Genomic DNA, 24,922 nt, shown 5'->3' on the forward strand with positions numbered 1-24,922 from the left:
GCACCCAGCACCCAGCACCCAGCACCCAGCACCCAGCACCCAGCACCCAGCACCCAGAGCAAGCTAGAACGGCGGCGGTCCGATGTCCTCGGCCTCATCCGAAACCTGCTCGGGACGCCGCCCCCGCGCCGACGGCAGCACGATCACCGAGTCCGGCGCCCGCGAGTAGGTGATCCCCATCGCGCTGGTCCAGGTCATCACCCCGGAGACGGGATCACGGCGAGGTGTCCACGCCCCGTCGGTCTTGGCCTGGTGGTGGTGCTTGCACAGGCAGTCGAGGTTCGAGGCCGTGGTCTGGTCCTCGGCCGGTCTGCTCGGGTCGAACGGCACCCGATGGTCGAGCTCGCACCGCATGGCGGGGCGCCGACAGCCCGGGAACCGGCACGTCCGGTCCCGGGCGGTCACGAGCCCGGTGAGGTCCACCCCTGGTCGGTACCGCACGGGCGAGCGCTCGAGGATCGCACCGGTCACCGCGTCGTGCAGGAGCCGCGACCACGTCGCGTCCTGAGCGAGAGCGCGAGCGACCGGCGCCGGGATCGGCCCGTAGCCAGCCAGGAAGCCCGGGTTCTCGTCGAGACCCAGCAGTGTCCCCGCGCCGACCGCGACCTCGACCGACGTCCGCCGGCCCTTGCGCTGCGGCAGCGGTCGCCCGCACGGCAGCTCGCCCCGGTCGAGCACGTCCCCGAACAGGTCCACCAGCGCATCGGCACGCAGCTGATCGGCGGTGCGAGTCTCGCCGGGCACGCGGCTGTCCGCGAGGGCGTCCAGCACGGTCATGACGGTGATGCCGTCGGCCGCAGGCAGGTACGCGCTGAGCCAGACCATCGAGTCCGGCATCCACTGCACCTCGACCCGACGCTCGTCGCGCGCCGCCACCTCCCGCTTGGCTGCCGTCTCCGGGTCCGCGAGCAGGACCGCCTGGCGCACGTGCCGCCGTAACTGCGGCGCGGTCAGGCTCCCGCCCCGCTCGGCGGCCTCGCGGACGATGCCGTCCCGCACCGGACCGTTGACCAGGGTCGCGACCTCGGCGAGGATCGCGTCGACCTTCCGGACGTCGAGCATGCCGTTGAGCAGCCCGTCGTTCAGCGCGGGCTCACGGCCGAGTGCTTCCGCACGAAGCACCAGCGCCTGGGCGGCCTGCCGCGTGCACGCGAGGGCGCTCGCGATCTCGTCGTCCGCGTACGACGCCGCCAACCCGCCGCGCGCGGCGATCTCCCGGGCGGCCTCGGCTTGGCGCGCCGCTCCGATCGCCTGGACCTGGTCCCACGCCGCGATCACCGCGATGAGATCGGGCCCGGCGAGATCAGCGACGGGAGTCGACTCGACGAGCTCGAGGATCGCCATCGGACTGACCGCAGCAACGGGGAACCGCGGGTAGCGCAGTCCGCCCACGGCGGGCTCGAGCATCGGCTCCGCGTACGCCACCGCCATCGTCACCACCCCGTTCGACCTGTCCGTTATCGAACAAATGTACTATCGAGGTCTGACATGACGTGTGATTCATCCACAGGCCACCGAGTGCATCACCCCTCAGCGTCGGACGTAATACACGGTCAACGACGGCCTGTCCTCACCGCCCGTGAGGTCCTGGTGCAGCACCACGTCCTGTACGTCGACACGCCCCAGCGCCTCGATCGTGTCGGCCACACGACGCAGCAGGGCAGCGACGTCGTCCTGCCCCTCGCCCTCCGGGTTCGCCTGCGAGAAGTGGGAGATCGTCCAGTCGTCGGGGGTCGCGCTCATGGTCTGAGTGTGCCCAGCGCACAGCCCACCTACTGGTAGGTGACCAGGTCCGGCTTCGGCGACACCTTGTACGTCTTCTTCGGCGACAGCATCGGGTGGTCCTCGTCGTAGAAGTTCTTCCAGCCCCAGTGGACGTCCGGTGCGCCCGTGCGCAGCGCATGCCACGTCCCGCGCTTGGCCGGCTGCGAGCCCTGGCCGTCCACGTGGATCAGCACCGCGAGCTCGTCGTGCGACGTGTCCAGCTCGGACCGGTCGGAGATCATCGACAGCGAGAACTGGTGGAGCACGAACATCTTCTGCGGCAGGTGCCGCTGGGCCGTGAACTCGGCCAACCAGTCGCCGACGCGGTTGACCTCCGCGACCTTGACCGAGCCGATCTGGCGGAGGTGCTTCTGGTTCTTCTTCAGGCGCCACTCGGGGTCGAGCGCGAGCCCGACGTTCGGCATCGCGAGCAGCGGCTCGTACCGCTTGGCCTGCGTGAGGAAGTCGGTGCGGCCCGGCTGCAGGTCGAGCACGACGGCGAGCCCCTTGCGGTGCGCGGCCTCGATGAGCGGCCGCAGCTCGGCGACCGAGCGCTCCCGCGAGTAGTCCTTGTCGTCGCCGGCCGAGGCGGACGCGATCGTCGCGATGATCTCCACCATCGGCACCACCGTGTCCTTCGTCAGCGCGCGGTACGGCTTGGCCGTCCTCGTGGCGCGCGCGACGGTCTTGGCCACCGACTGCTCCCCCAGCACGCCCAGCGCCTTGCTCCCCGGCGTCCCGTACAGCGCGACGTACCGCTTGCCGCGCACGCCGTCACCCTCCGGGTAGACCAGCTGGCCGCCGCCGGGGATCAAAACACCGGTCCGCGCCGTGCCCACCCGCGCAGCGAGCCGCGACGGCGTGCCGAAGCCAGGACCGAGCGCAATGACGGAGTCCGGCTCGGCAGCCGCGACGGCCTTGACCGTCGCGGAGGTCGCGCGCGGGTCACCGCCCGGGACGGAGACGACGGGAACACCCGCCGCGCGCACCGTCGCCAGCGCGGCGACAGGCGTACGTCCCGCGCCGACGAGGGCCACGAGTCCGGCCGGCGCCGCAGGCAGCGCCGGGCGCGCGGGCGTCGGGGCAGATCCAGAGGTGGGCGCCCCCGTCGATGGAGCGGAAGGCGTCGGCTTCGACGCCGCCTTCGTCCCCTGCACCCCAGCCCCGACGAGCGCGACCGGCGCGTCCGCCTCGAGCCCCGAGACCGCCGCAACCGCCGCCGCGTTCCCCCGCTTCACACGCGGCGCATGACCGAACGCCACCCCGGTCGCTGCCTCGAGCTCGTCGGCCGAGGCTCCCGACGCCACCGTCACCACCGACACCCCGTCAGGCGCCACAGCGTCGCCGACCGCAACCACGCGCGTCGCCCCCAGGCGCTCCACCTCTGCAGGCAGGGAGTCCCCCGTCAGCAGCACCGGCGCACCGAGAGCGACCGCGACCGACGCGGCCGTCAGCTGCCCGCCGGCATCGTCGGCCGCCGCCACGACCACCAGGGGCGACGAGACGAACACCGCCCGCGACGTCGCGAGCGCCGCGGCCGCAGCCCCTGCGTCGACAACGGTCGCCGCCGCACCCGGCGCCGCGACTACGGCCCCGGCGGGGGCGGCTACGGTCGGCGAGGGCGTCGGGGTGGCCGGAGCGGAGGAAGTGGACCGAACGGCCGAAGCCGACGGCGAAGACACCGGCGCCGGGTCGTCGTTGCACCCCACGAGCAGGCCCAGCACCACAGCCCCAGCAGCAGCGCCACGCACCAGGCGCCAGCGGTCGATCGGCACGCAGGCCCCCTCCGTCGAGTCGGCCGCCCACTGTATGCGCGTGAGGTGGCCGACCCGAAAACGCGGAGGTCAGGCCTCCGCGGAGACCCGGATCAGGTTGCGCCACGGGTCGGTGAACGTCAGCGCCGCCCCGTCGTCGGCCACCTGCACCCCGGCCGCGGTCACGCGTGCGCCGAGCGCGCCGAGGTCGTCGGCGGTCGGGACCGCGATCCGCACCTCGCCCAGCCCGAGCGCGGACGCCCGAGGCCCGGCACCGGCCGAGCTCCACGTGTTCATCGCCAGGTGGTGGTGGTACCCGCCGGCCGAGACGAACAACGCGCCGTGCCACTGCGCGGTCACGTCGAACCCGAGCGCGTCGACGTAGAACGCGCGCGCCGAGGGCACGTCGCCCACGGACAGGTGGACGTGCCCGACGACGGCGTCGCCAGAACCAGGAGAGGAGAGGAGCGAGTCCGTCAGGTGCTCTCCGAGGAACGCGTTCGGGTCGAGCCGCAGCGAGTCCATCACCACGGTCCCGTCCTCGCGGTGGCTCCACTGCGACCGGCTCCGGTCCCAGTACAGCTCGACGCCGTTGCCCTCGGGGTCGGTGAAGTAGAACGCCAGCGACACGAGGTGGTCGGCGGACCCGGTGTACGAGCCCGGCTCGCGCTGCGCGATCGACGCCAGCGTCGCGGCCAGCCCCGCCTCGTCGTCGAACAGGATCGCCGTGTGGAACAGCCCGGCCGAGCCGCGCGCCGCGGGCGGCAGGTCAGGCGTGTGACGGAGGACGACGAGCGGCGTGGTCCCCCGCCCGAGCACCACGGTCGCCGGCCCGGTCGCGAACCGGTCGCCCGGCTGCTCGATGACCGAGAGCGCGAGCCCGTCGCGGTAGAAGCGCAGCTGCCGGTCGAGGTCCCCGACCAGGAGAGTGACGGCGTCCATGGCCGTGCCGGCCGCGATGCTGTCGTGCGGGTGCGGGCTCGCCAGCTGCTGGGCGGCGCCCTGTCCGGGGGTCGGTGCGGTCGACACGGTCGTGCTCCTTCGTCGGGCTTCTACCCAAACAATAATTGAAGGATCAACTTTGTTCCCGAGGCTGCTCGAGCTCGTTCGTCCCGAGCCCCCGCAGGAACCGCGGCCCGCGCGCGGCGAGCTCCGCCTCGAACTGCGCCGCCCACGGCCCGTAGGGCGCTCGCGAGAGCGCGTCGTTGGAGAACCGCGGGTCGTCGGTCACCTCGGTCACGCAGAACGCGGGGATCTGCAGGTCCGTCACCGGTCCCCCGCGCTCGACCTCCGCGACGACGAGCGGCGCGTTGGCCCCGCCGAACGTGTCGATGACCCACCCGTCGGACCCGAGCCACGACGAGTGCCGCGTCTTGACGATCCGCGACCCGCCCCGCCGGATCATCTCCAGCCCCACGGCCACGTCGACCTCGCGCTCCGCCTCGTACCGCGTGCCGACGTTCATCGGCCCCTTGAGCGTGATCGCGCAGAAGTCGAACCGGTCCGCGAAGGTGTCCAGCACCACGAGCGGCTCGAGCGAGGGGTCCAGCACCGCGGTCCCCCCGGAGGTCTGCGCGCGCAGCCGGATCGCGAAGCCCTCGTCGGCCAGGTAGTAGCTCTGCACGATGAGGGTGGGCGCGCCGTCGAGCACGTCCGTGGGCAGGTCACGGACCCAGAAGCGCCGCTCGAACTCGAAGTCGCCGTACCCGGTGTCGCTCACACGCCGAGCGTAGGCGTCAGTCGGTGCTCACGGCCTGCAGCACGGCCAGCCGCGCCGCGCGCACCCCCGGCCCGACGGCCGCGAGCACGCCGACGACGACCGCGAGCGCGAGCATCGCGAGCAGCGAGGACCACGGCACCGCGAGCTCGCGCAGCCCCACGTCCCCGAACACCGTCGGCAGCGTCGACGCGAGCGCGACCCCCACCGCCAGCCCGACGACCGTCCCGAACACCGCCGTCAGCACCGACTCGGCCGTGATCACCGACGCGAGCTGCAGCCGCCCCAGCCCGACGGCCCGCAGCAGCCCGATCTCGCGCGTCCGCTCGATCACGGACAGCGCGAGCGTGTTGACGATCCCGAGCACGGCGATCACCACCGACAGCCCGAGCAGCGCGTAGAGGATCACGAGCACCTGGTCGACCTGGTCGGCGAGCTCCGAGACGAACTCCTCGGGATCCATCACGGTCACCACCACGTACGGCCGCACGGTCGCCGTGAGCTCGGCGCGCACGTCGTCGAGCGCGGCCCCGGCCACCACGGTCACGAAGACCGTGGACACGACCTGCTGCGCGGCGGGGACGAGGTCCGAGAGCAGGTCGGCTGGCACGACGACGGGCACGCCGAACGCCGGCGAGTCGATGATCGCCCCGACCCGTGCCGTGCGCGTCCCGCTCTCGCCCGTCAGGGTCACCCGGTCCCCGAGCGCCCAGCCCCGGTCGTCGGCCGCCGTGCGCTGCACCGCGATCTCCCCGGCCGCGAGCGCGGAGGCGAGCGAACCGGCGACGTCCTCGACCACGATGCTGCGCCCCACGGCCGCGGGGTCGATCCCGGACACCGCGGTCGACGAGCCGTCGACCCGCAGTGCCGCGCTCGCGAACGAGTCGGCCGCGCGCACGTCGGGCAGCGCCCGGACGTCGTCGAGCGCCTGCGCGGGCACCGACGACGACGGCGGCGCCCGCAGCACGAAGTCGGCGGTCGCCTCCTTCGAGACGATCGCGCTCGTCGACGCCTGCGCGGTCGACGCGATCACCGCCGACGCCCCGACGAGCGCCATCCCGATCATCAGCGCCCCGGCCGTGTTGGCCGTGCGCCGCGGGTTGCGCGTGACGTTCCCGCGCGCGAGCCGCCCGACCGGACGCAGCGGCAGCAGCACCGCGCCGAGCACCCGCAGCACCGCGCGCGCCAGCACGGGCGAGACGGCGAGCACCCCGAGCACCACCGCCCCGGCCCCGTACCCGAGCCGCGCGCCCGCCGCGTCGGCACCGGGCGCAGCCATCGCCCACGCGACGGCACCGATCCCGAGGACGAGCAGCACGATGCCGACCACGGCGCGCCGCCGCAGCGACCGCTCGGGCACCGTGACCTCGTCACGCAGCGCCTCGACCGGTGGGACCAGCGCCGCCCGTCGCGCCGGCACCGCGGCCGCCGCGACGCTGACCAGCGTCCCGATCAGCACGGACACCAGCACCGTGAACCCGTCGAGCGGGATCCGCCCGGTCAGCTGCATCCCGAGCCCGGCCAGCACGCGCCGCAGCACGACGACGAGCCCGAGCCCGGCCACCACCCCGACCCCGGCGCCCACGAGCCCCACGACCACGGCCTGCAGCACGATCGAGGTGAACACCTGCAGCGGCGAGGCCCCGACGGCCCGCAGCAGCGCGAGCTCCCGCGTGCGCTGGCGCACCCACATCGAGAACGTGTTGGCGATGATGAACGCGCCGACGAACAGCGAGATCCCCGCGAACACCAGCAGGAACGTCGTGATGAACCCCAGCACCTGCTCGATCGCCGCGGTCGTCTCGTCGCGCAGCTGCTCGCCCGTGACGACCTGTGCGTCGGCGCCCACGACGGGCGCGAGCCGCGCGACGAGGTCGGACTGCGACACCCCGTCGGCCGCGTACACGCCGATCGAGGCGACCTCGCCGTCCGGGGCGAACAGCGCCTCCGCGGTCGCGGTGTCGACGAACACCACGGTCGCCCCGGCCAGCGCGGAGCCGAGCCGCACCTCGCCGACGACCCGCACCTCGCGGATCTCGCCCGCGAGCACCACCCGCGTCGTGTCCCCGAGCGCAAGCCCCGAGGAGGCCAGCGTGGCGGTCTCGAGCGCGACCTCGTCGGCCGCCGCGGGCGCTCGGCCGGCCACCAGGTGGAGCGCCGGGTCACGCGCGTCGTAGCCGAACGCGAAGCTGGGTGCCTGCGTGCTCTGCACCGCGGTCCCGTCGGCCCCGACGAGCACCGCGGGCCCCTGCAGGTCCGGCAGCGCCCGCTCCACGCCGTCGACCGCCTCGATCGTCGGGACCAGGTCGAGCGGCACGAGGTTGCGGCTCACGCCGCCGAAGCCGCTGGTCGACGCACCGGCCTCGTGCGCGCCCCGGACATAAGCGTCGCCGAGCGTCGTCGTCGCCACGATGTCCGTGAAGGTCGACCCCAGCATCGTGCGCAGCGCGAACGTCCCCGCGACGAACGCGACGCCCAGGGCCACCGCGAGCACGGACAAGAAGAACCGGACCAGGTGCGCGCGGATGCCGCGCAGCGCCACGCGCCCCATCAGGCCGAGCCTCGCGGTGGCCCGGTCAGCGCCCCCAGCGTCTCGAGCACCGCGGCACGGGTCGGCTCGCGCAGCTCGTCGACCACCCGGCCGTCCGCGAGGAACAGGACCCGGTGCGCGTAGCCGGCCGAGGTCGCGTCGTGCGTGACCATGACGACCGACTGCCCGAGCTCGTCGACGCTGCGGCGCAGGAACCCGAGCACCTCGGCGGCCGACGTCGAGTCGAGGTTGCCCGTCGGCTCGTCCGCGAAGACCACCGCGGGCCGTGCGACCAGCGCACGTGCGCACGCCACGCGCTGCTGCTGGCCGCCCGACAGCTCGGTCGGCCGGTGCCCGAGCCGGTCGGTGAGCCCGAGCGTGCGCACGACGAGGTCGAGGTGGTCGGCGTCCACCGGCCGCCGCGCGATGTCCAGCGGGAGCGTGATGTTCTCCAACGCCGTGAGCGTCGGCACGAGGTTGTAGGCCTGGAACACGAACCCCACGCGCGTCCGGCGCAGCTTCGTCAGCCGCCGCTCGGACATCTCGCTGACCGGCTCGCCGTCCACGACGACCGAGCCCGACGTGGGCTTGTCGAGCCCGGCCAGGCAGTGCATGAGCGTCGACTTGCCCGAGCCCGACGCACCCATGATCGCGGTCAGCTCCCCACGCACGAGGTCCACGTCGACCCCGTCGAGCGCGCGCACCGCGGTCGGTCCCTCGCCGTACACCTTGACGAGCGAGCGGGCGTAGGCGATCACGGAGCTCGTCATGGGTTCCTCGCTGCCTCGGGACGGGAGGACGATCGTCTCCCGCCGACGCCCGACGCGCCACGTGCCGGACCGCGGTCCGGGCCGCCCGGCGAAGCCGCTAGGTTCGCCGTGACCAGCGCAGACAGCCCAGCAGGAGCCGTTCATGAGCGACGCAGCCCCCCGCCCCGCCTGGGGGCGCCGCACCCTGGCGGGTCTGACCCGTTGGGCCGGCCGCTACTCCGCCTTCGGCCTGGCCGGCGCGCTCGTGTTCTTCGGCACCGCACTCGGCCCCGCGCTCATCCCCCGCAGCCCGCTGTTCCAGGGCCTGGCCGCGGGCATCTGTGCCGCGATCGGCTACGGGTTGGGCGTCCTCCTGGCCTGGGTGCTGCGCGTCGCGGGCGTGCGGTGGTCCGCGCGCGTCGTGCACTGGGGCTGGCGCATCCTGCTGGTCGCGACGATCGTCGTGGTCCCCGTCGCGCTCGTCGTGAGCATCACGTGGCAGAACGACCTGCGGGACATCTTCGGCATCGAGCACCCCTCGTCGGCGCACTCGATCACGATCCTCGTGCTCGCGCTGCTCCTCGCGATCGGGCTCGTCGGGCTCGGTCGCGCGCTGCGCCGCCTCACGCTCCTCGTCGGGAGCCTGGTCGGCCGCTGGATCCCGCCGCTCGTCGCGCGCCTCACGGCCGTCGCCGTCGTCGCGATCGCCCTGGTCCTGCTGGTCAACGGCACGATCGTGCAGGGCGGCATGGCTGCGCTCAACTCGGTCTACGGCAAGGTCGACGACACGACGGCCGAGGGCGTCGTCCAGCCGACCGAGCCGCTGCGCAGCGGCTCGGACGCCTCGCTGGCCGCCTGGGACGAGCTCGGCAAGCAGGGCCGCACGTTCGTCTCGGGGGGCCGCCCGGAGGCCCAGCTCGAGTCCGTCGCCGACCGCACCGGCGCGACGAAGCCCGTCATGGACCCCATCCGTGTCTACGCGGGCCTGGAGTCGGGCGACGACCTCGACGCGATCGCCCAGGTGGTCGTCGCCGAGCTCGACCGCACCCACGCGTGGGACCGCTCGGTGCTCGCGGTCGTCACGGCGACCGGCACCGGCTGGGTCGACCCGTCGATGGCGGACTCGCTCGAGCTGCTCTGGGGCGGCGACACCGCGATCGCCTCGATGCAGTACTCCTACCTGCCGAGCTGGGTGAGCTTCCTGGGCGCGCGCTCGACGCCGCCCGCCGCCGGCAAGGCGCTGTTCGAGGCGATCTACGACCGCTGGTCCCAGCTCCCGGAGGACAGCCGGCCGCTGCTGTACGTCGCGGGGATCTCGCTCGGCTCGTTCGGCTCGCAGGGCGCGTTCTCCAGCCTGCAGGACGTGACCGCCCGCACCGACGGCGCGCTGTGGATGGGCACGCCGGGGTTCACGCCGCTGTGGAGCGACCTGACCGCGCACCGCGACGCGGGCTCCCCGGAGATCACGCCCGTGGTCGACGGCGGCACGACCGCGCGCTGGGCCAACCGGCCGGGCGAGGGCGACGACCGCCAGCTCTGGCAGCTCGGCACCGACTGGCCGCAGCCGCGCGTCGTCTTCGACCAGCACGCGTCTGACGGTGTGACCTGGTGGTCGCCGGACCTGATCCTGCACCGCCCCGACTGGCTTGCCGAGCCGCGCGGCACCGACGTGCTCGACTCGACCACCTGGCTCCCGGTCGTGACGTTCTGGCGGTCCACGATCGACCTGTTCGTCGCCGCCTCGGTCCCGGCCGGGCACGGGCACAACTACCACCAGGAGTACGCCGACGGCTGGGCCGCGATCGCCCCGCCGGAGGGCTGGACGCCCGCCGACACGGACGTGCTGCGCGAGGTCGTGGGCTCGGTGCCGAGCGAGAGCTGACCTGGTGTCCTTCGTCACGGCGTAGCGGTTCGCACGGCCGAGTGTGAGATGGTGAGGCCTCCGGGAGCGCCGCATTCTGCGTGCGCCCCGCGTCGTGGAGATCGCCCGAGCCCGCACGTTCGACTCGGTTGCTTACGCGGCGATCCCGACCCAGCCCTGAGAGGCCCTTTTTCTGTGACGACTTTCGCTGACCTCGGCGTGCCCGCTGCTCTTGTCCGTTCGCTGACGGACCAGGGCATCACCGCCCCCTTCCCCATCCAGACCGCGACGCTGCCCGACTCGCTGGCCGGCACCGACGTGCTCGGCCGCGGCCGCACCGGCTCCGGCAAGACGCTCGCGTTCGCCCTCCCCCTCGTCGTGCGCACCGCCGCGGCCCGCGCCAAGACGGCCGCCCGCCGTCCCCGCGCGCTGGTCCTGGCCCCCACCCGCGAGCTCGCCACGCAGATCGACGCGACCGTGGCCCCGCTCGCCAAGGAGCTCGGGCTGAGCACCACGACGATCTTCGGCGGCGTGGCGCAGTCGCGCCAGGTCACGGCGCTCAACGCCGGCGTCGACATCGTCATCGCCTGCCCGGGCCGCCTCGAGGACCTGATGAAGCAGCGCCTCATCTCGCTCGACGACGTGCAGATCACCGTGCTCGACGAGGCCGACCACATGGCCGACCTCGGCTTCCTGCCGGTCGTCAAGCGCCTGCTCGACCGCACGCCGACGAACGGCCAGCGCCTGCTGTTCTCCGCGACGCTGGACAACGGCGTCGACGTGATCGTCAAGCGCTACCTGCGCTCGCCCGTCGAGCACTCCGTCGACAGCGCCGCCTCGCCGGTCTCGACGATGACGCACCACGTGCTCGAGGTCCGCGACGCCGACACCAAGAAGGCCGTCGTGCAGCAGCTCGCCTCCGGCACCGGCCGCCGCGTGCTGTTCATGCGCACCAAGCACCACGCCAAGAAGCTGGCCAAGCAGCTGACCGCCGACGGCATCCCCGCGGTGGACCTGCACGGCAACCTCGGCCAGGGCGCGCGCGAGCGCAACCTCGAGGCGTTCTCCTCCGGTGCCGTCAAGGTGCTCGTCGCCACGGACATCGCCGCGCGCGGCATCCACATCGACGACGTCGAGCTGGTCATCCACGTGGACCCGCCGGCCGAGCACAAGGCGTACCTGCACCGCTCGGGCCGCACCGCCCGCGCCGGGTCGGGCGGCGACGTGGTCACCCTCGTCCTGCCCGAGCAGCGCGGCGACGTCCGCGCGCTCACGCGGGCCGCCAAGATCACCGCGCAGCCGCAGCACGTCACGCCCGGCGACGCGACGCTCACGCGCCTCGTCGGCGAGGTCGCCCCGCACGTGCGCCCCGCGCCGGTCCAGGTGCAGACCCAGGTCTCGCGCCCCAAGGCGGTCAACGGCCAGCGCTCGGGGCGCGGCCAGGGTCAGGCCCGTTCGACCCAGCCGCGCTCGACGACGACCTACTCGACGACCACCGGCCAGCCGAGCGTCGGCTCCGCTCCGACCCACGCGGGCCAGGGCCAGTCCGGCCAGCAGCGCCCCACCGGCGACGCCGCACGTCGCCGCCGTCGTGGCGGTCGCGGCCGGGGCGCCGCGGCGCCGCAGCAGTCCTCGCGCGCCTGACCCAGCAAGGCCTCAGACCGGCCGGGCACTCCGTAGGGGTGCCCGGCCGAGTGCTGCCGCCCCCAGCAGCACGACCACCGAGACCGCGATGAGCACCCGGTAGTCGACCACCGCCAGCGCGGCGGCCCCCAGCATCGTCACGACGGTCTGCGGCAGGTTGAACGACACGTTCATCGCCGCCGACGTCCGGCCCTGCAGCTCGGGCGGTGTCACCTTGATCCGGTAGGTCGAGGCCCCCACGACGACCCACGGGATGCCGAGCCCGCCGACCGCGAAGCCGAACCCCACGGCCACCAGCCCCCACGGCTCGGGCACCGGCGCCACGAACGTGAGCACGAGCGCGCCCGTCATCGCGATCGCCAGCATGAGCAGGCCGGCGACGACCGCCCCGCGCTCCCCCAGCCGGCGCACCACACGAGCGGCGACGAGCCCGCCGAGCACCGCGCCCACGCCCTGCACGGGCACGACGATCCCCAGCGCCTCCGCACCCAGTCCGAGCGCCTGGTCGAGGATCGGAAAGATCGCGACGTTGGTCAGACCCGTGATCCCGAACCCGACCGCGAGCACGAGCGTGAGCCGCGCGAGCTCGGGCTCTCGGGCGATGAACCGCACGCCGGCCACGAGCTGGTCCCAGTACCCGGGGCCCTCCTCCGTGCTCGGCGGCGTCTCGGCGACGCGCACGGTGAGCAGGATCGCCGCGGTGGCGAGGAACGTGGTCGACGTGAGCGCGACGACCGCACCCGGGCCGAAGGCGACGAAGAGCGCGGTCCCGAGCAGCGGGCTGAGCAGGCGCAGCGCCTGGTCGATCGTCGTGAACAGCCCGTTCGCCGACGCGAGCTCGTCGTCCGGCAGCAGGTCGCGCAGGAGGCCGGACTGCGCCGCGCCGGTGGTGTACCCGGCGCAGCCGTAGAGGAACGTCACGACGTAGATGACCCAGACCTGCTCGGCGCTGTGCACCGTGAGCAGCGCGAGCAGGATCACGGCCGTCACGACGTTGACGACGACGAGCGCCGCACGGCGCGAGACCTGGTCGACGAGGTGGCCCAGCACGGGCGCGAGCAGCGCAGGCAGGCCGAGCACCGCGAACACGAGCGCCGCCTGCGCGTCCGAGCCCGTGAGCTGCTTGGCCCACACCGCCATCATCAGGTAGAGCGCGCTGTCGCCGACGTTGGTGCAGACCCACGCGGCGGTCAGCCGACGGAACGCGGGCCGGGCCAGCGGGCGGCCCGGCGCCTCGACGGCGCTCACAGCCCGGCCTCCTCGGCGGCGGCGCCCGTCGCACCCGCGACGGCCTCGAGCCCCGGCAGCACGACGCCGAGCAACCGGCCCTGCACCGCGCCCTCGGGCCGCTTCGACGCGTCGTCCCAGCGCCCGGCGAACGGCTCGGTGAGCTCCCGCACGCGCCGCACCAGGTCAGCCATCTCCTCGCGCGTGGCCCAGAAGCCCGAGCGGTTGACGACCACGGTCTCAGCCCAGCCCGGCGCCACGCTGGTCGCCGCAGCGAGCTCGGCGGCCATGCTCTCGGCCTCACGGCGGAGCGTCATCGCCGCCACCGCGCCCACGGCTCGCACGGACTCGGGGTCGGACTCGTCGGCCCGCAGCTCGCGGTTCCGGCTGATCGAGCGCCACGGCCACGCGGTCCCCTGCCGCTCGCCGCGCTCGATGTAGCCGTAGCGCGCGAGCGTGCGCAGGTGGAAGGAGCAGTTGCCGACCGTCTGGCCGGTGAGCTCGGCAGCGCGGGAGGCGGTGAGCTCGCCCTCGTCGTCGAGGAGGTCGAGCAGCTCGATGCGGACCGGGTGGGCCAGGGCGCGCAGCGCCTCGGGGTCGGTCGTCGTGAAGATCTCGTCGCTGTTCACAACGGTCATTGTGCAACACCCCTTGTCGTTCCACAAGAGGTGTTGTGGAGTTCTTGGGTCTAGCGCTTCGGCGACGGGGCCGTCATCATGGGGGCACCGTCCAGCCCGGGGAGATCTCATGCCTCACCTGCAGGAACGCTGATGGCCATCGTCTCGCGCGGCTTCCGCGGCAAGCGCGCCACCGACCCGCGGCTCCCGCCCGGCCAGTACCTCGAGGGCGGATTCCCCGTCCTGTCGGCGGGCCCGACCCCTCGCGCCGACCTCGCCACCTGGACGTTCTCGATCACCGGGAGCGGCACCACGCGCGGATCGTGGACCTGGGCGGAGCTGCAGGCACTGCCGGCCGACGACATCGTCAAGGACATCCACTGCGTGACCAAGTGGACCAAGCTCGACTCCGCGTGGCGCGGCGTCTCGCTGGACACGCTGCTGGACGCGGTCGAGATCGACCCGGAGGAGCAGTTCGCGCTCGCGCACTGCGACGGCGGGTACACCACCAACGTCCCGCTCGCCGACCTGCGCGGCGGCAAGGCCTGGATCGCGTACGGCTACGACGGCGCGCCGCTGCGGCCCGAGCACGGCGGCCCGGCCCGCCTGCTCATCCCCCACCTGTACTTCTGGAAGTCCGCCAAGTGGGTGCGCAGCATCGACCTGAGCCCCAGCGACACGTACGGGTTCTGGGAGAAGCTCGGGTACCACGCCTACGGCGACCCGTGGAAGGAACAGCGGTACTGGGGTGATTGAGGCTCCCGACGAGGTCGCCGACCTCGTCCCCGACGACGTCCCGTACTCCGTGCCGTGGCGCGTCGCGACGCTCGTGCACCGCGTCCGCGAGACCGCGACGGCCATGACGCTCGAGCTCGACGTGCCCGGGTGGCGCGGTGCGATGGCGGGCCAGCACGTCGACGTCCGCCTGACCGCGGAGGACGGCTACTCGGCGCAGCGCTCCTACTCGCTCGCCTCCCCCGCATCGATGGGGATGCCGGTGATGGGCGCGGCCTCGGAGCGCATCGCGCTGACCGTGCAGGTGGTCGACGACGGGGAGGTCTCGCCCTACCTGACCGAGGACCTCGAGGTCGGCGACCAGATCGAGCTGCGCGGGCCGATCGGCAACTGGTTCGTGTGGCACCCGACCGACACGCGCCCGGTGCAGCTCGTCGCGGGCGGCTCCGGCCTCGTGCCCCTGATGTCGATGGCGCGCACGCACGCCGCGTGCGGCTCGTCGGCGCCCATGCGCCTGCTCGTCTCGGTGCGCACCCCGGCCGACGCGCTGTACGCCGACGAGCTCGACCGGCTCGGTCCCGGCGTCGAGGTGACCCGCGTGTGGACGCGCTCCGGCCCGCCCGCGTGGCCGGGCCCCGTGGGACGGGTGTCCCCGGCGCAGCTGGCCGCGTCGGGCTTCGCGCCCGACGACTCGCCGCGCGTGTTCGTCTGCGGCCCGACGGCCTTCGTCGAGGCGGTGGCCGACGCGCTCGTCGACCTGGGCCACGACCCCGACCTGATCCGCACCGAGCGCTTCGGCCCGACCGGCACATGACCGACGGGCACATGACCTACGCCGACGACGACCACCTCGGCGGTCGCACGCTCCTGGTCGCGGCCGCCTACGTGGTGCTCCGCCGCGACGACCAGGTCCTGATGCAGCTGCGGCAGGGCACGGGCTACCGCGACGGGTACTGGGCCGTGCTGGCCGGGCACGTGGACGCGGGCGAGTCGGTGCACGAGGCCGCGGTCCGCGAGGCACTCGAGGAGGGCGGTGTGACGATCGAGCCCGGCGACCTCGTGCCGCTGACCGCGATGCACCGCTTCGAACGCGGCGGGCCGGCCGTCGAGCAGAGGGTCGACGTGTTCTTCCAGGTCACCCGATGGAGCGGGGAGCCCGACCTGCGCGAGCCCGACCGCGCGGCGCGGATGGGCTGGTTCGCGCTCGACGCCCTCCCCGAGCCCGTCGTGCCGCACGAGCGCCTGGTGCTGGACGCGCTCGCGAGCGGAACACCGATCCCGGCGTTCCGCTCGCTCCCGTCGTGAGGCTCAGCCCGTGTTCTGGACGCCCGCGGCCACACCGTTGACGGTGAGCAGCAGCAGGCGGCGCAGGTCGTCGGCCTGCTCGGGCGCCTCGCCGGTGCGCAGCCCGCGCAGGGCGCGCAGCTGCAGCAGGGAGAGGGCGTCGACGTACGGGCTGCGCAGCTGGACCGCGCGGCCCAGGATGCGCTTGCGCGAGAGCACCGCGTCCGAGTCCGTGATCGCGAGCACCCAGTGCCGGGTCAGCGCCATCTCCTCGAGCACCTGGGCCGCGAGGTCGTCGCGGTCGCCGAGCGCCAGGTAGCGGGCGGCGATGCGCTCGTCGGTCTTGGCCAGCGACATCTCGACGTTGTCGATCATCGTGGCGAACAGCGGCCAGCGGGCGTAGGCCTCGCGCAGCTCGTCGAGGTCGTCGACCTGCTCGAGCGCCGTACCCAGGCCGTACCAGCCGGCCAGGTTGATGCGCGCCTGCGACCAGGAGAACACCCACGGGATCGCGCGCAGGTCGTCGAGCGAGGAGACCGACAGGCCGCGGCGTGCGGGACGCGAGCCGATGGGCAGCAGGCCCACCTCCTCGAGCGGCGTGACCTCGGCGAACCACTGCGGGAAGCCCTCGGCGCGCACGAGCGCGTGGAAGCGGGTGCGCGACGCCTCGTCGAGGCGGGCGGCCAGCTTGGCGAACCGCTCGGTCGCGGCCGCGTTGCGCTGCTCGACCGACGGCGTGCCGGCCAGCAGCGTCGCCGCCATGACCTGCTCGATGTGCCGCGCGGCGATGACCGGGTCGCCGTAGCGGGCGAAGATGACCTCGCCCTGCTCGGTGAGCTTGAAGCGGCCGTCGACCGAGCCCGGAGGCTGCGCGAGGACGGCACGGTTGGCGGGGCCGCCACCACGGCCGAGCGCGCCGCCGCGGCCGTGGAACAGCGTCAGGGCGATGTCGTGCCGACGCGCCCAGTCCGTGATGCGGGCCTGGGCCGTGTCGAGCGCGAGCGTCGCGGAGACCGGGCCGACGTCCTTCGAGGAGTCGGAGTAGCCGAGCATGACCTCGACCTTGCGACCGTTGGCCGCGAGGCGGCGCTGGACCGGCTCGAGCTCGAGCGACTTCTCGAGGATGTCGACGGATGCCTCGAGGTCCGCGAAGGTCTCGAAGAGCGGGATCGCGTCGATCACCGGCGCGTCGTCCGAGCCGGCGAACGCGTACGCGGCGAGCTGGTAGACGGCAGCGAGGTGCTCGGGCTTCTGCGTGAACGAGACGATGTACCGCCGCGCGGCGAGCGGCCCGAACCGACGCTGCACGTGGCCGAGCGCGCGGAAAGTGTCGAGCACCTCGACCGTCCGGGGCTCGAGCGGGCCGTCCACCCCGTTCTTCGCGAGGTCGGCCAGCGCGGCCTCGTGCACCTGCGAGTGCTGACGCAGCTCGAGCTCGGCCAGGTGGAACCCGAACGAGGCGACCTGCCAGAGCAGGCGCTGCAGGTCGCCGTACGCGGAGCGCCTGGCGCCGGCCGCCTCGAGCGAGCGCTGCACGACCAGGAGGTCGTGCTCGAGCGCCTCGGGGCCGGCGTAGGCGAGGTCCGCGTCGCGGCGACGCGTCGCGGCGATCCGCTCGGCGACCACGAGGATCACGCGGCGGTGGGGCTCGTTCGGCGCGTCGGCCGCCACGCGTGCGGTGATCTCGTCGGACAGCGCACGCTGACGCTGCCACAGGGTGCTGAGCTCGGCCGACGCGGGGGTCCCGCTGCTGTCCAGGGTCAGGCCCTCGGCGGTGCGGCGGGCCGAGGCCTCGAGCGCGATCAGGACCTGCTCCGAGAGCAGCAGCGCGGAGGCGCGGGTGATCTCGGCGGTGACGTTCGGGTTGCCGTCGCGGTCGCCGCCGATCCACGAGCCGAGCCGCGCGAACGGGCGCACGACGGGCGGGCGCGTGCCCGCGGCCTCGCCGAGGAGCCAGTCGTCGAGCCGGCGGTACACGGCGGGGAACCCGTCGGCCAGCGTCGACTCGAAGACGGCCAGGACCGTGCGGACCTCGTCGAGGACCGTCGGCTTGGCCTGACGCAGCGGCGCGGTGCGCCACAGCGTCTCGATCTCGGACAGCAGCCGGCGCTCGTTCTCGACGAGCGACATGCCGCCGATGTTGCGCGCGTCGCGCTCGGCGACGAGCTCGGCGATGCGGCGGATCGAGCGGGACACCGCGCGGCGGCGGGCCTCGGTCGGGTGCGCCGTCAGGACCGGTCGGAACTCGAGCTCCTGCAGACGCTGGCGGGCGACGTCGTCGCCGAGCTCGTCGCGGACCTTGAGCACGGCGGCGGGCAGCGAGTCGTCCGGGGCGAGGCTGTGCGGCTCGAGGCTGGCCTCGCGGTCGCGCAGCACGCGGATGCGGTGGTACTCCTCGGCCGCGTTCGCGAGGTGGAAGTAGCAGGTGAACGCTCGCGCGACCTGCTCGGCCCGCTCGAGCGTGAAGCCCGCGACGAGCTCCTCGGCCCGGGCGAGCGCGTCGCTCGTGGGCTCCGTGTGCGCGTGGATGGCGAGCTCGCGCAACGCCTCGACGTCGGCGAGCAGGTCGTCACCGCCGGCCTCGGCCAGCACGCGGCCCAGGAACTCGCCCAGGACGCGGACGTCGTTGCGCAGAGGCTCGGGGATCTCGTGGCTGGCGAGAAGTCGGGGGACGTCGCGCGGCGGGAGAGGTGCTGTCACGGGGCCAAAGTAGGCCACATGCGCCGGGGTGCGTCCAGAGGTCCAGGCGTTGGGCGGTGTGACGCGCGTCTCGTCACACCACCCAGCTCTTACGCTCCCGCGAGCTCGACGAGCAGCGACGGCCGGCTCGGGCGCCAACCGAGCGCGCGGGCCGCGGCCCCGGACGCCTGCTGGTCGAGCAGCAGCGCGTCGGCGAACGCCTCCCCCAGCCGCGCGCGCGTCGCCTCGACGCTCTCGGCAGCCACCTCGCCCGCCGCCGCCTCGGCGACCTCGCGCGCGGTGTGGTTGTCGCCGCCCGCGGCGATGATCCGTTGCCCCGCCGAGGCTGCCTCGAGGGCGAGCACGTACAGGTCCGCGAGGTCGTCGACGTGCACGGTCGCCCAGTGCTGCGTCCCGTCGCCGACGAGCAGCAGCGCGCCGTCCTCGTCGCGCGGACCGCCGGCGACCACGCCCACCGGGATGCCCCCCTTGCGGCCGTAGACGATGGCCGGGGCGATCACGGTCGCGCGCACGTCGGAGGCGAGCAGCCGCTCCTCGCGGGCCACGCGCCACGCGACGATCGCGGGCGGCTGCAGCGGGCGGTCCTCGGTGAGGTCGGCGCCCGCGCCGTAGATCCACACGCCGCTCGTGTGCAGGTACGGCTTGTCGGTGCCGCCGAACGCCGCGAGCACGGCGTCGATCACGCCGTCGTCGAGCTGCGCCGAGGACCCGTCGTCCGCCGCGGCCAGGTGGATGGCGGCGTCGACCTCGTCGAGCCGGGCCGTGAGCCACGCGGCGTCGCCCAGGTCGCCGACGACGGCCGTCGCGCCGCCCGCGCGCGCCTGCTCGGCCGACGACTCGCTGCGGGTCACGGCCAGCACGTCGTGCCCGCGGGCGACGAGCGCCTCCAGCACCGCCGAGCCGACGTAGCCGGTCGAGCCTGTGAGCAGCACCTTCATCGCGATCTCCTCCGTGTCTCCGGCGGTCGGTCCGTCGTCGTGGGCGACAACCACCCACCGGCCCAGGCTGTTCCCAGGTTGCCGGGCTACCGTGGCGGTACCGCCTATCACCCGCAGTCACAGGAGTCCCCATCTCGCTTCGTCCGATCGTGCTCGTGCACGGCACGCGAACCTCGTCGGCCATCTGGGCCCACCAGGTCGACGCGCTGGAGCGCTCGGGGCACCCCACCCTGGCTCTGGACCTGCCCGGGCACGGCACGCGTTCCGGAGAGCGGTTCAGCATGCCGGCCGCCCTCGCGGCGATCGACGACGCCGTCGCCACGTTCGCGGTGCCACCCCTGCTCGTCGGGCTCTCGCTCGGCGGCTACACGAGCCTCGCGTACGCGCAGGCGAACCAGGCCAAGCTCGCGGGCGTGGTCCTGGCGGGCTGCTCGACCGAGATCAAGGGCAAGCCGCTACGGGCCTACCGCCGCGCCTCGGGCTTCGTCGCAGGCCTGGCCCGCGCGGGCGGGGGCACCTGGCACGTGGTGACCGACATGCTGGCCGCGCTCGCCGGCTACTCCCCGCTCGCGGACCTGCGCCGCCTGCACCTGCCGGTCTGGCTCGTCAACGGCAGCCGCGACCCCCTGCGGCTCGACGAGCGCCGCTACCTGCTCGCCGCTCCCGGCTCCCGGCTCACCGTCGTGCCCGGCGCGGGGCACGACGTGAACTCGCACGCACCGGTCGCGTTCAACCGGGTGCTGCTCGACGCGCTGCACGAGCTGCGCGCGGCCTGACTCCCCGGGACCTCGCTCAGGTCGTCGGCAGCGCCGCGGCCTTCGGGGGCTTCATGGCCTGGTCCGGCCGGGGGCAGCGCACGTCCCGCACGTGGGTGACGCTGCCCTTCTGCACCGTGTAGACGAAGCAGCGCGCCGCCGTGCTGTCGATCTGCCGCGTCGCGCCGACGACCCGGTTCGCGCGGATCGTGAGGTCGGCGTCGATCCGCACGGTCACGCGCGCGCCGCTCGTGGTCGAGGTGCTCCCCCGCCACGTGATCGGCGCGGCTGTCAGGGTGCCCGTGGCCTCCTGCGGCACGGGGAAGGCGATCACCGCGCCGTCGGTCGCCTTCGCCGCGAGCATGGCCGCGACGAGCTGCTTCGCCGAGTACTTCTCCGCGTCCGGCGGGTCGAGCCAGCGCGCGACGTCCGCGCTGCGCGCCGCCGCGTACCGACCCGCCGCGGCGTCGCCCGTGCCGACCGACTGCTGCCCCAGCACCTGCACCGACGCGGCGGCACTCACGGCGAGCACGACGAGCGTCCCCCCGAGAACGCCTGCGGTCAGCTTTGCCCCCATTTGCCGGATCGTAGTCCGGTGCCCGGCCGGGCGCTGGCGGTCTGGCGGATGAAGTCCGGCTACCGCGCGTCGAGCGTCGCGAGGAACGCGAGGACCCGCTCGAGCGCGAGCGCCGCGGCCTCCTCGTCGTACTCCTCGAGGCTGCTGTCCGCGAACAGGTGGTCCTCGCCGTCGTAGAGGAACAGCTCGGCTCCCGCGACCTTCACGAGCTCGCGCGCCGCGTCGAGGTCGCCCTCCTCGACGAACAGCTCGTCGTCCTCCATCGCGTGCACCTGGACCGGGAGCCCCGCGGGCCACTCGTCGGCGAACGCCGTGGGCGGGACGCACGAGTGGAAGAACACCGCGCCGCGCGCGCCGGCACGCGTCTGCGCGAGCGCCTGCGCCGGCATCACGCCGAGCGAGAAGCCGATGTAGACGACCTCGCCCGGCGCGTCCTCGACCGCGTCCTGGCCGCGCTTGATGACGGTGCCGAACCCCACCTCGTCGGCGTACTCGAGGCCCTCCTCGAGGGTCTCGAACGTGTGGCCGTCGTACATGTCCGGCACGGTCACCTCGTGGCCGGCCGCACGCAGGGCGTCGGCGAACGCGGTGATGCCTTCGGTCAGGCCCTGGGCGTGGTGGAACAGGATGATCTCGGCCATGACGGGCTCCTCGTGCGGTGGTCTGGACAGCCACGACAACCCTAGCCGCGGGGTGCGACACGAGCCGCCTCACGCCGCTCGGCGCGCGAGATCACCCCAGGTCATCGCGCTCGGGCGTCGAGTTGTGCCAAGGTGCAGATGTCCGGTACGTCCCCTGGGGAGGGATGGGTGGCGAGGTGCGCAGCACGTCGCACGCGACTCGCGTGGCAGGGCGCATCGAGACGGTCGCGCCCGGGATCTTCCCGTCGAAGCTCCGGCCGGCCGCGAATCCCGCCTACCTGATCCCGCGCCCGCGCCTGACCGTGCTGGTCGAGGCCTCGACGGCCGCGCCCCTCACACTCGTGGTCGCCCCGGCCGGCTCGGGCAAGACGTCCCTGCTGCGCAGCTGGGCCGCCGAGACGCGGATGCCGGTTGCCTGGCTGTCGCTCGACGACGAGGATCGCGACCCCTCCCGGCTGTGGAGCGGCGTGGTCGCCGCGCTCGAGGGCGTCGCACCAGGGGTCGGCGCCGCGGTGGGCGACCGGCTGCAGAGGCCCGGCGAGCTGCTCGAGTCGGTCAGCGCGCTGCTCGACGACCTCGAGGCGCGCGACCACGCGCCCAGCGTGCTGGTGATCGACGACCTGCACCTGGTCGACGAGACCGAGGCGGCGTCGGCGTCGCTCTCGCTGTTCGTCCAGCACGTCCCCGCGTGGCTGCGCCTCGTGGTGGGCAGCCGGCGGCTGCCGCACCTGCCCGTCCACCGCCTGCGCGCGCGCGGCCAGCTGGGCGAGGTGCGCTTCCCGGAGCTGAGGTTCTCGTTCGACGAGGCCGCGGCGCTGCTCGCGCGGCTGGCGCCCGAGCTGGAGCAGGACGTCGTCGCGGAGGTGGCAGCGCGCGCGGGTGGTTGGGCTGCGAGCATCCAGCTCGCCGCACTGGCTGCACGATCGGCGCAGGCCCAAGGTCGTCCCTACGTCCCGAGCCGCGACGACGAACGGACCCACCTCGAGGACTACGTCTGGCACGAGATGCTCGACCAGGAGCGCGGCGACGTGGTCGACGTGCTGCTGGCGACCGCCGTCGTCACCCGCATCGACGCCGCGCTCGCGCAGGCCGTGACCGGCCGGGAGGACGCCGGGACCCTGCTCGCACTGGCCGAGGACCGCGGTCTGTTCGTCTCCCGGATCGAGCCCTCGGGCTTCGAGGTGCACACGCTGGTCCGGGAGGCGCTGCTCGCGATGCTCGCCGAGCGGACGCCCGAGCGCATCGCCGAGCTGCACGCCCGTGCGGCCGAGTGGCACGAGGCGCACGGCGAGGCGGTTCCCGCGCTCGAGCACTGGCTCCGTGCCGAGCGGCCGCGCGACGCGCTGCGCCTGCTCGCCGCCCAGGCGCCCGCGCTCTACGACGCCGGGCAGGAGAGCACGATGCTCCGAATCGTGCAGGAGCTGCCGGAGTCGGTCGCGACCGACGGGCCGGACGCGATGCTGGAGTACGCGTGGTGCCACCTCCTGGTCGACCGGCAGCGGTTCGTGGCGCTCGTCGGCACGCTGCGCCGGGCCGAGCGCGACCAGCTCGGGGTGGACGCGACCTGGTCGGCCCGGTTGGAGGTTCTCGAGTCGATCGCGGCGACGCTGACGGGCGACTGGGAGAGCAGTGCCGCGCTGGCGAGGTCGGCGCTGCGGACGCTCGGGGACACGTGGTGGCTCGACCCGCTCGGCCGGTTCACCTGGAACATGATCGCGCGCGACGTAGCGCTCTCGGAGCGCTGGGACGAGTCGTCGTACGAGGCGCGCGAGGTGAGCTCCGCGCTGAGCGTCGTACCCGACCGGCGGATCGCTCTCGAGGGCAGCCTCGCGCTCGCCGAGGCGTTGGCCGGGCGTCCCGTCGATGCGCTCCGGCTCGTCGCGGGCGCGCGGCAGGCGTCGGAGCACGCGAACATGACCATCCTGCACACCGAGGCCCTCACGGCCGAGGCCGTAGCGCACCGCGAGCTCGGCGACGCCCCGATCGCGCTCCCCCTGCTCGCTCGGCTCGCGGACAGCCGGATCGAGCCCGCGCCACACTGCCAGCTCCTGGCCCTCCTCGAGCTCGTGCAGGTGCGCCTCGTCGAAGGCAACCTCGACGCCGCCGAGGAGGCGTTCGGGCGGGCCACCGAGCTCGTCGACACGGAGATGCCGGGACCCGGCGCCCGGACCTGGCTCGGTCGGGCCGGCGCCTCGCTGAGCCTGGCCGCGGGAGACCTCGACGGCGCGCGCGGCTGGACCACGCAGGTCGTGGACCCGTTCTGGACCGCCGCCTCGACCGCCCGCGTCCACCTCGCGGCGGGCGAACCCGGACTTGCCGCCGACGCTCTCAAGTCCGCCGAGCCTCGGTGCCCGCGCCACACCGTCGTCGCGCACCTGCTGTGGTTCCGTGCTGCCGACGCGCGGCTCGCCGACGAGCACCTCGCGGCGGCCGTCCAGGAGGCCGCCGGTCTCGGCCTCGTCCAGACCGTGGCGGACGAGGGACCTGACGTCGTGGACGGCATCGAGCGCCTCGCGTGGCGCGTCCCGGTGCCGTGGCTCGACCGGCTCCGCCGCGCCGTCGGTGCGCAGGCGGTGCTTGGCGCCCCCGCCGACGTGATCGACGACCTGACCGAGCGCGAGCTCGAGGTGCTGCGGATCCTGCCGAGCCGGCTCACGCTGCGCGAGATCGCCGACGAGCTCTTCATCTCCATCAACACGCTGAAGTTCCACCTCAAGGTGATCTACCGCAAGCTCGGGTGCACCTCGCGCGCCGAGGCCGCCGATCTGGCTCGCTCGATGACGAGCCTGCGCCGGCCCCGTCAGGCCCCGAGCACCCGGCGGCGCTGAGCGTCGTACGCGTCGAGCGGCAGGAGCCCGCGCTCGACGAGGTGCGCGAGCTGGCGCACCTGGGCGACCTGGTCGATCAGCGGCGTGACGACGGGACCGCGGACGACGAGGTCGGTGCCGGCACCCGCTGCGAGGGCACCGAGCACGCGCTGCCGGGCGACGCGCTCACCACCGGCCAGCCGGGCATCGTTCGCACGCACCACTGCCGCGAGCGGCCGCGCCCAACGGTCCTCGAGCAGCAGCAGCAACGCGCTCTCGGACGGGTCCACCGTGACCGATGCGAGCTGGACGTCGTGCGCGCTGAGCCGCACACCGCGCGTCGCCCTTGCTCCAGCCAGACCCGCCAGCTGCTCGTGCTCGTGGGCGGGCCTCGCCTCGACCGTGGTCGACGACCCGTCGCGGACGAGCACGACGGCGTCGACGACGGCGACCGTGCCCGCGCGTTCCAGCTCGTCGACCGCCGCAGCCACCGGGGCGAGCGCGTCGAGGTCCCGTCCCGCGACGAGCACGTACTCGAGCAGGTCGGGGTCGGGCTCCTCGCCCCGCTGCGCTGCGACCGGCACGACCCTCGCCTCCCCGTGGTGGACGCGCACCGAGCATC

The 24,922-nt window shown here is 73.9% G+C and carries 21 protein-coding genes; 7 read left to right on the forward strand and 14 right to left on the reverse strand.

Going from position 1 to position 24,922, the window contains the following annotated elements:
- Positions 1-63: 63 nt before the first annotated feature.
- The 7 genes from D1825_RS10780 to D1825_RS10810 all read right to left on the reverse strand — a co-directional run bounded on the left by D1825_RS10780 (position 64) and on the right by D1825_RS10810 (position 8,535).
- On the reverse strand, positions 64-1,431 hold the full coding sequence (locus tag D1825_RS10780; protein WP_138067580.1) for an HNH endonuclease signature motif containing protein: 1,368 nt from the start codon (positions 1,429-1,431) through the stop codon (positions 64-66).
- A gap of 99 nt (positions 1,432-1,530) precedes the next feature.
- A complete protein-coding gene (locus D1825_RS10785) occupies positions 1,531-1,743 on the reverse strand; it encodes a hypothetical protein (protein ID WP_118767430.1) in 213 nt (70 codons plus the stop codon).
- Positions 1,744-1,772: 29 nt separating this feature from the next.
- A complete protein-coding gene (locus D1825_RS10790; RefSeq protein WP_233549819.1) occupies positions 1,773-3,275 on the reverse strand; it encodes a hypothetical protein in 1,503 nt (500 codons plus the stop codon).
- Between the two features lie 333 nt (positions 3,276-3,608).
- Positions 3,609-4,547 (reverse strand): VOC family protein, encoded by a 939-nt coding sequence (locus D1825_RS10795; RefSeq protein WP_407643322.1) that lies wholly within the window; start codon positions 4,545-4,547, stop codon positions 3,609-3,611.
- Between the two features lie 46 nt (positions 4,548-4,593).
- A complete protein-coding gene (locus D1825_RS10800) occupies positions 4,594-5,238 on the reverse strand; it encodes a CYTH domain-containing protein (RefSeq protein WP_118767431.1) in 645 nt (214 codons plus the stop codon).
- A 16-nt stretch (positions 5,239-5,254) separates the two neighbouring features.
- The gene (locus D1825_RS10805) at positions 5,255-7,786 is read right to left on the reverse strand and encodes an ABC transporter permease (RefSeq protein ID WP_118767432.1); all 2,532 of its coding nucleotides are present in this window, start codon (positions 7,784-7,786) and stop codon (positions 5,255-5,257) included.
- Positions 7,786-8,535: an ABC transporter ATP-binding protein gene (locus D1825_RS10810; protein ID WP_118767433.1), complete on the reverse strand. Its 750-nt coding sequence runs from the start codon at positions 8,533-8,535 to the stop codon at positions 7,786-7,788. Before D1825_RS10810 ends, D1825_RS10805 begins: the two co-directional genes overlap by 1 nt.
- 142 nt (positions 8,536-8,677) lie before the next feature.
- On the opposite strand from D1825_RS10810, the gene D1825_RS10815 reads away from it, so the two are divergent.
- Positions 8,678-10,396: an alpha/beta hydrolase gene (locus tag D1825_RS10815; RefSeq protein WP_118767434.1), complete on the forward strand. Its 1,719-nt coding sequence runs from the start codon at positions 8,678-8,680 to the stop codon at positions 10,394-10,396.
- A 174-nt stretch (positions 10,397-10,570) separates the two neighbouring features.
- On the forward strand, positions 10,571-12,019 hold the full coding sequence (locus D1825_RS10820) for a DEAD/DEAH box helicase (protein ID WP_199721566.1): 1,449 nt from the start codon (positions 10,571-10,573) through the stop codon (positions 12,017-12,019).
- A 12-nt stretch (positions 12,020-12,031) separates the two neighbouring features.
- On the opposite strand, the gene D1825_RS10825 is transcribed toward D1825_RS10820, so the two are convergent.
- Together D1825_RS10825 and D1825_RS10830 are read right to left on the reverse strand one after the other, a co-directional pair.
- A complete protein-coding gene (locus tag D1825_RS10825; RefSeq protein WP_158580718.1) occupies positions 12,032-13,267 on the reverse strand; it encodes an MFS transporter in 1,236 nt (411 codons plus the stop codon).
- Positions 13,264-13,875 carry a winged helix-turn-helix domain-containing protein gene (locus D1825_RS10830; protein WP_199721567.1) on the reverse strand — a complete coding sequence of 204 codons (612 nt, stop codon included), beginning with the start codon at positions 13,873-13,875 and terminating at the stop codon, positions 13,264-13,266. Before D1825_RS10830 ends, D1825_RS10825 begins: the two co-directional genes overlap by 4 nt.
- Positions 13,876-14,016: 141 nt before the next feature.
- Between D1825_RS10830 and D1825_RS10835 the strand changes: the two genes are divergently transcribed.
- From D1825_RS10835 to D1825_RS10845, 3 genes are read left to right on the forward strand one after another with little or no spacing between them, the layout of a single operon-like run.
- On the forward strand, positions 14,017-14,619 hold the full coding sequence (locus D1825_RS10835) for a sulfite oxidase-like oxidoreductase (protein ID WP_118767438.1): 603 nt from the start codon (positions 14,017-14,019) through the stop codon (positions 14,617-14,619).
- Positions 14,612-15,412, forward strand: a complete 801-nt coding sequence (locus D1825_RS10840) for a ferredoxin reductase (RefSeq protein ID WP_233549821.1) — start codon at positions 14,612-14,614, stop codon at positions 15,410-15,412. The genes D1825_RS10835 and D1825_RS10840 overlap by 8 nt, the downstream gene beginning before the upstream one ends.
- Positions 15,409-15,903: an NUDIX hydrolase gene (locus D1825_RS10845; protein ID WP_118767439.1), complete on the forward strand. Its 495-nt coding sequence runs from the start codon at positions 15,409-15,411 to the stop codon at positions 15,901-15,903. Before D1825_RS10840 ends, D1825_RS10845 begins: the two co-directional genes overlap by 4 nt.
- A gap of 3 nt (positions 15,904-15,906) precedes the next feature.
- Here D1825_RS10845 and D1825_RS10850 read toward each other — a convergent pair whose 3' ends face one another.
- Entirely contained in the window at positions 15,907-18,582 is a 2,676-nt protein-coding gene (locus D1825_RS10850; protein WP_233549823.1) for a phosphoenolpyruvate carboxylase, read from the reverse strand.
- An 89-nt stretch (positions 18,583-18,671) separates the two neighbouring features.
- Positions 18,672-19,520 carry an NAD-dependent epimerase/dehydratase family protein gene (locus D1825_RS10855; protein ID WP_118767459.1) on the reverse strand — a complete coding sequence of 283 codons (849 nt, stop codon included), beginning with the start codon at positions 19,518-19,520 and terminating at the stop codon, positions 18,672-18,674.
- A 155-nt stretch (positions 19,521-19,675) separates the two neighbouring features.
- On the opposite strand from D1825_RS10855, the gene D1825_RS10860 reads away from it, so the two are divergent.
- On the forward strand, positions 19,676-20,296 hold the full coding sequence (locus tag D1825_RS10860; protein WP_233549824.1) for an alpha/beta fold hydrolase: 621 nt from the start codon (positions 19,676-19,678) through the stop codon (positions 20,294-20,296).
- 16 nt (positions 20,297-20,312) lie between these two features.
- On the opposite strand, the gene D1825_RS10865 is transcribed toward D1825_RS10860, so the two are convergent.
- Together D1825_RS10865 and D1825_RS10870 are read right to left on the reverse strand one after the other, a co-directional pair.
- Positions 20,313-20,852 carry a hypothetical protein gene (locus D1825_RS10865; protein WP_118767442.1) on the reverse strand — a complete coding sequence of 180 codons (540 nt, stop codon included), beginning with the start codon at positions 20,850-20,852 and terminating at the stop codon, positions 20,313-20,315.
- Positions 20,853-20,911: 59 nt separating this feature from the next.
- Positions 20,912-21,493: a dienelactone hydrolase family protein gene (locus D1825_RS10870; RefSeq protein WP_118767443.1), complete on the reverse strand. Its 582-nt coding sequence runs from the start codon at positions 21,491-21,493 to the stop codon at positions 20,912-20,914.
- Between the two features lie 203 nt (positions 21,494-21,696).
- Between D1825_RS10870 and D1825_RS10875 the strand changes: the two genes are divergently transcribed.
- Positions 21,697-24,321 carry a LuxR C-terminal-related transcriptional regulator gene (locus D1825_RS10875; RefSeq protein ID WP_138067582.1) on the forward strand — a complete coding sequence of 875 codons (2,625 nt, stop codon included), beginning with the start codon at positions 21,697-21,699 and terminating at the stop codon, positions 24,319-24,321.
- On the opposite strand, the gene D1825_RS10880 is transcribed toward D1825_RS10875, so the two are convergent.
- The gene (locus D1825_RS10880) at positions 24,294-24,884 is read right to left on the reverse strand and encodes a hypothetical protein (RefSeq protein ID WP_138067584.1); all 591 of its coding nucleotides are present in this window, start codon (positions 24,882-24,884) and stop codon (positions 24,294-24,296) included. The two genes, D1825_RS10875 and D1825_RS10880, sit on opposite strands and share 28 nt — an antisense overlap.
- Between the last annotated feature and the right edge of the window lie 38 nt (positions 24,885-24,922).

The sequence above is a fragment of the Cellulomonas rhizosphaerae genome, from assembly GCF_003470205.1.
Lineage (GTDB): Bacteria > Actinomycetota > Actinomycetes > Actinomycetales > Cellulomonadaceae > Cellulomonas > Cellulomonas rhizosphaerae.

Bases quoted from the DNA above. Each gene is read 5' to 3' on its own strand.
- D1825_RS10815 (WP_118767434.1), top strand. From the start codon at position 8,678: ATGAGCGACGCAGCCCCCCGCCCCGCCTGGGGGCGCCGCACCCTGGCG.
- D1825_RS10870 (WP_118767443.1), bottom strand. From the start codon at position 21,493: ATGGCCGAGATCATCCTGTTCCACCACGCCCAGGGCCTGACCGAAGGC.
- D1825_RS10810 (WP_118767433.1), bottom strand. From the start codon at position 8,535: ATGACGAGCTCCGTGATCGCCTACGCCCGCTCGCTCGTCAAGGTGTAC.
- D1825_RS10805 (WP_118767432.1), bottom strand. From the start codon at position 7,786: ATGGGGCGCGTGGCGCTGCGCGGCATCCGCGCGCACCTGGTCCGGTTC.
- D1825_RS10785 (WP_118767430.1), bottom strand. From the start codon at position 1,743: ATGAGCGCGACCCCCGACGACTGGACGATCTCCCACTTCTCGCAGGCG.
- D1825_RS10835 (WP_118767438.1), top strand. From the start codon at position 14,017: ATGGCCATCGTCTCGCGCGGCTTCCGCGGCAAGCGCGCCACCGACCCG.
- D1825_RS10865 (WP_118767442.1), bottom strand. From the start codon at position 20,852: ATGGGGGCAAAGCTGACCGCAGGCGTTCTCGGGGGGACGCTCGTCGTG.
- D1825_RS10780 (WP_138067580.1), bottom strand. From the start codon at position 1,431: ATGGCGGTGGCGTACGCGGAGCCGATGCTCGAGCCCGCCGTGGGCGGA.
- D1825_RS10855 (WP_118767459.1), bottom strand. From the start codon at position 19,520: ATGAAGGTGCTGCTCACAGGCTCGACCGGCTACGTCGGCTCGGCGGTG.
- D1825_RS10845 (WP_118767439.1), top strand. From the start codon at position 15,409: ATGACCGACGGGCACATGACCTACGCCGACGACGACCACCTCGGCGGT.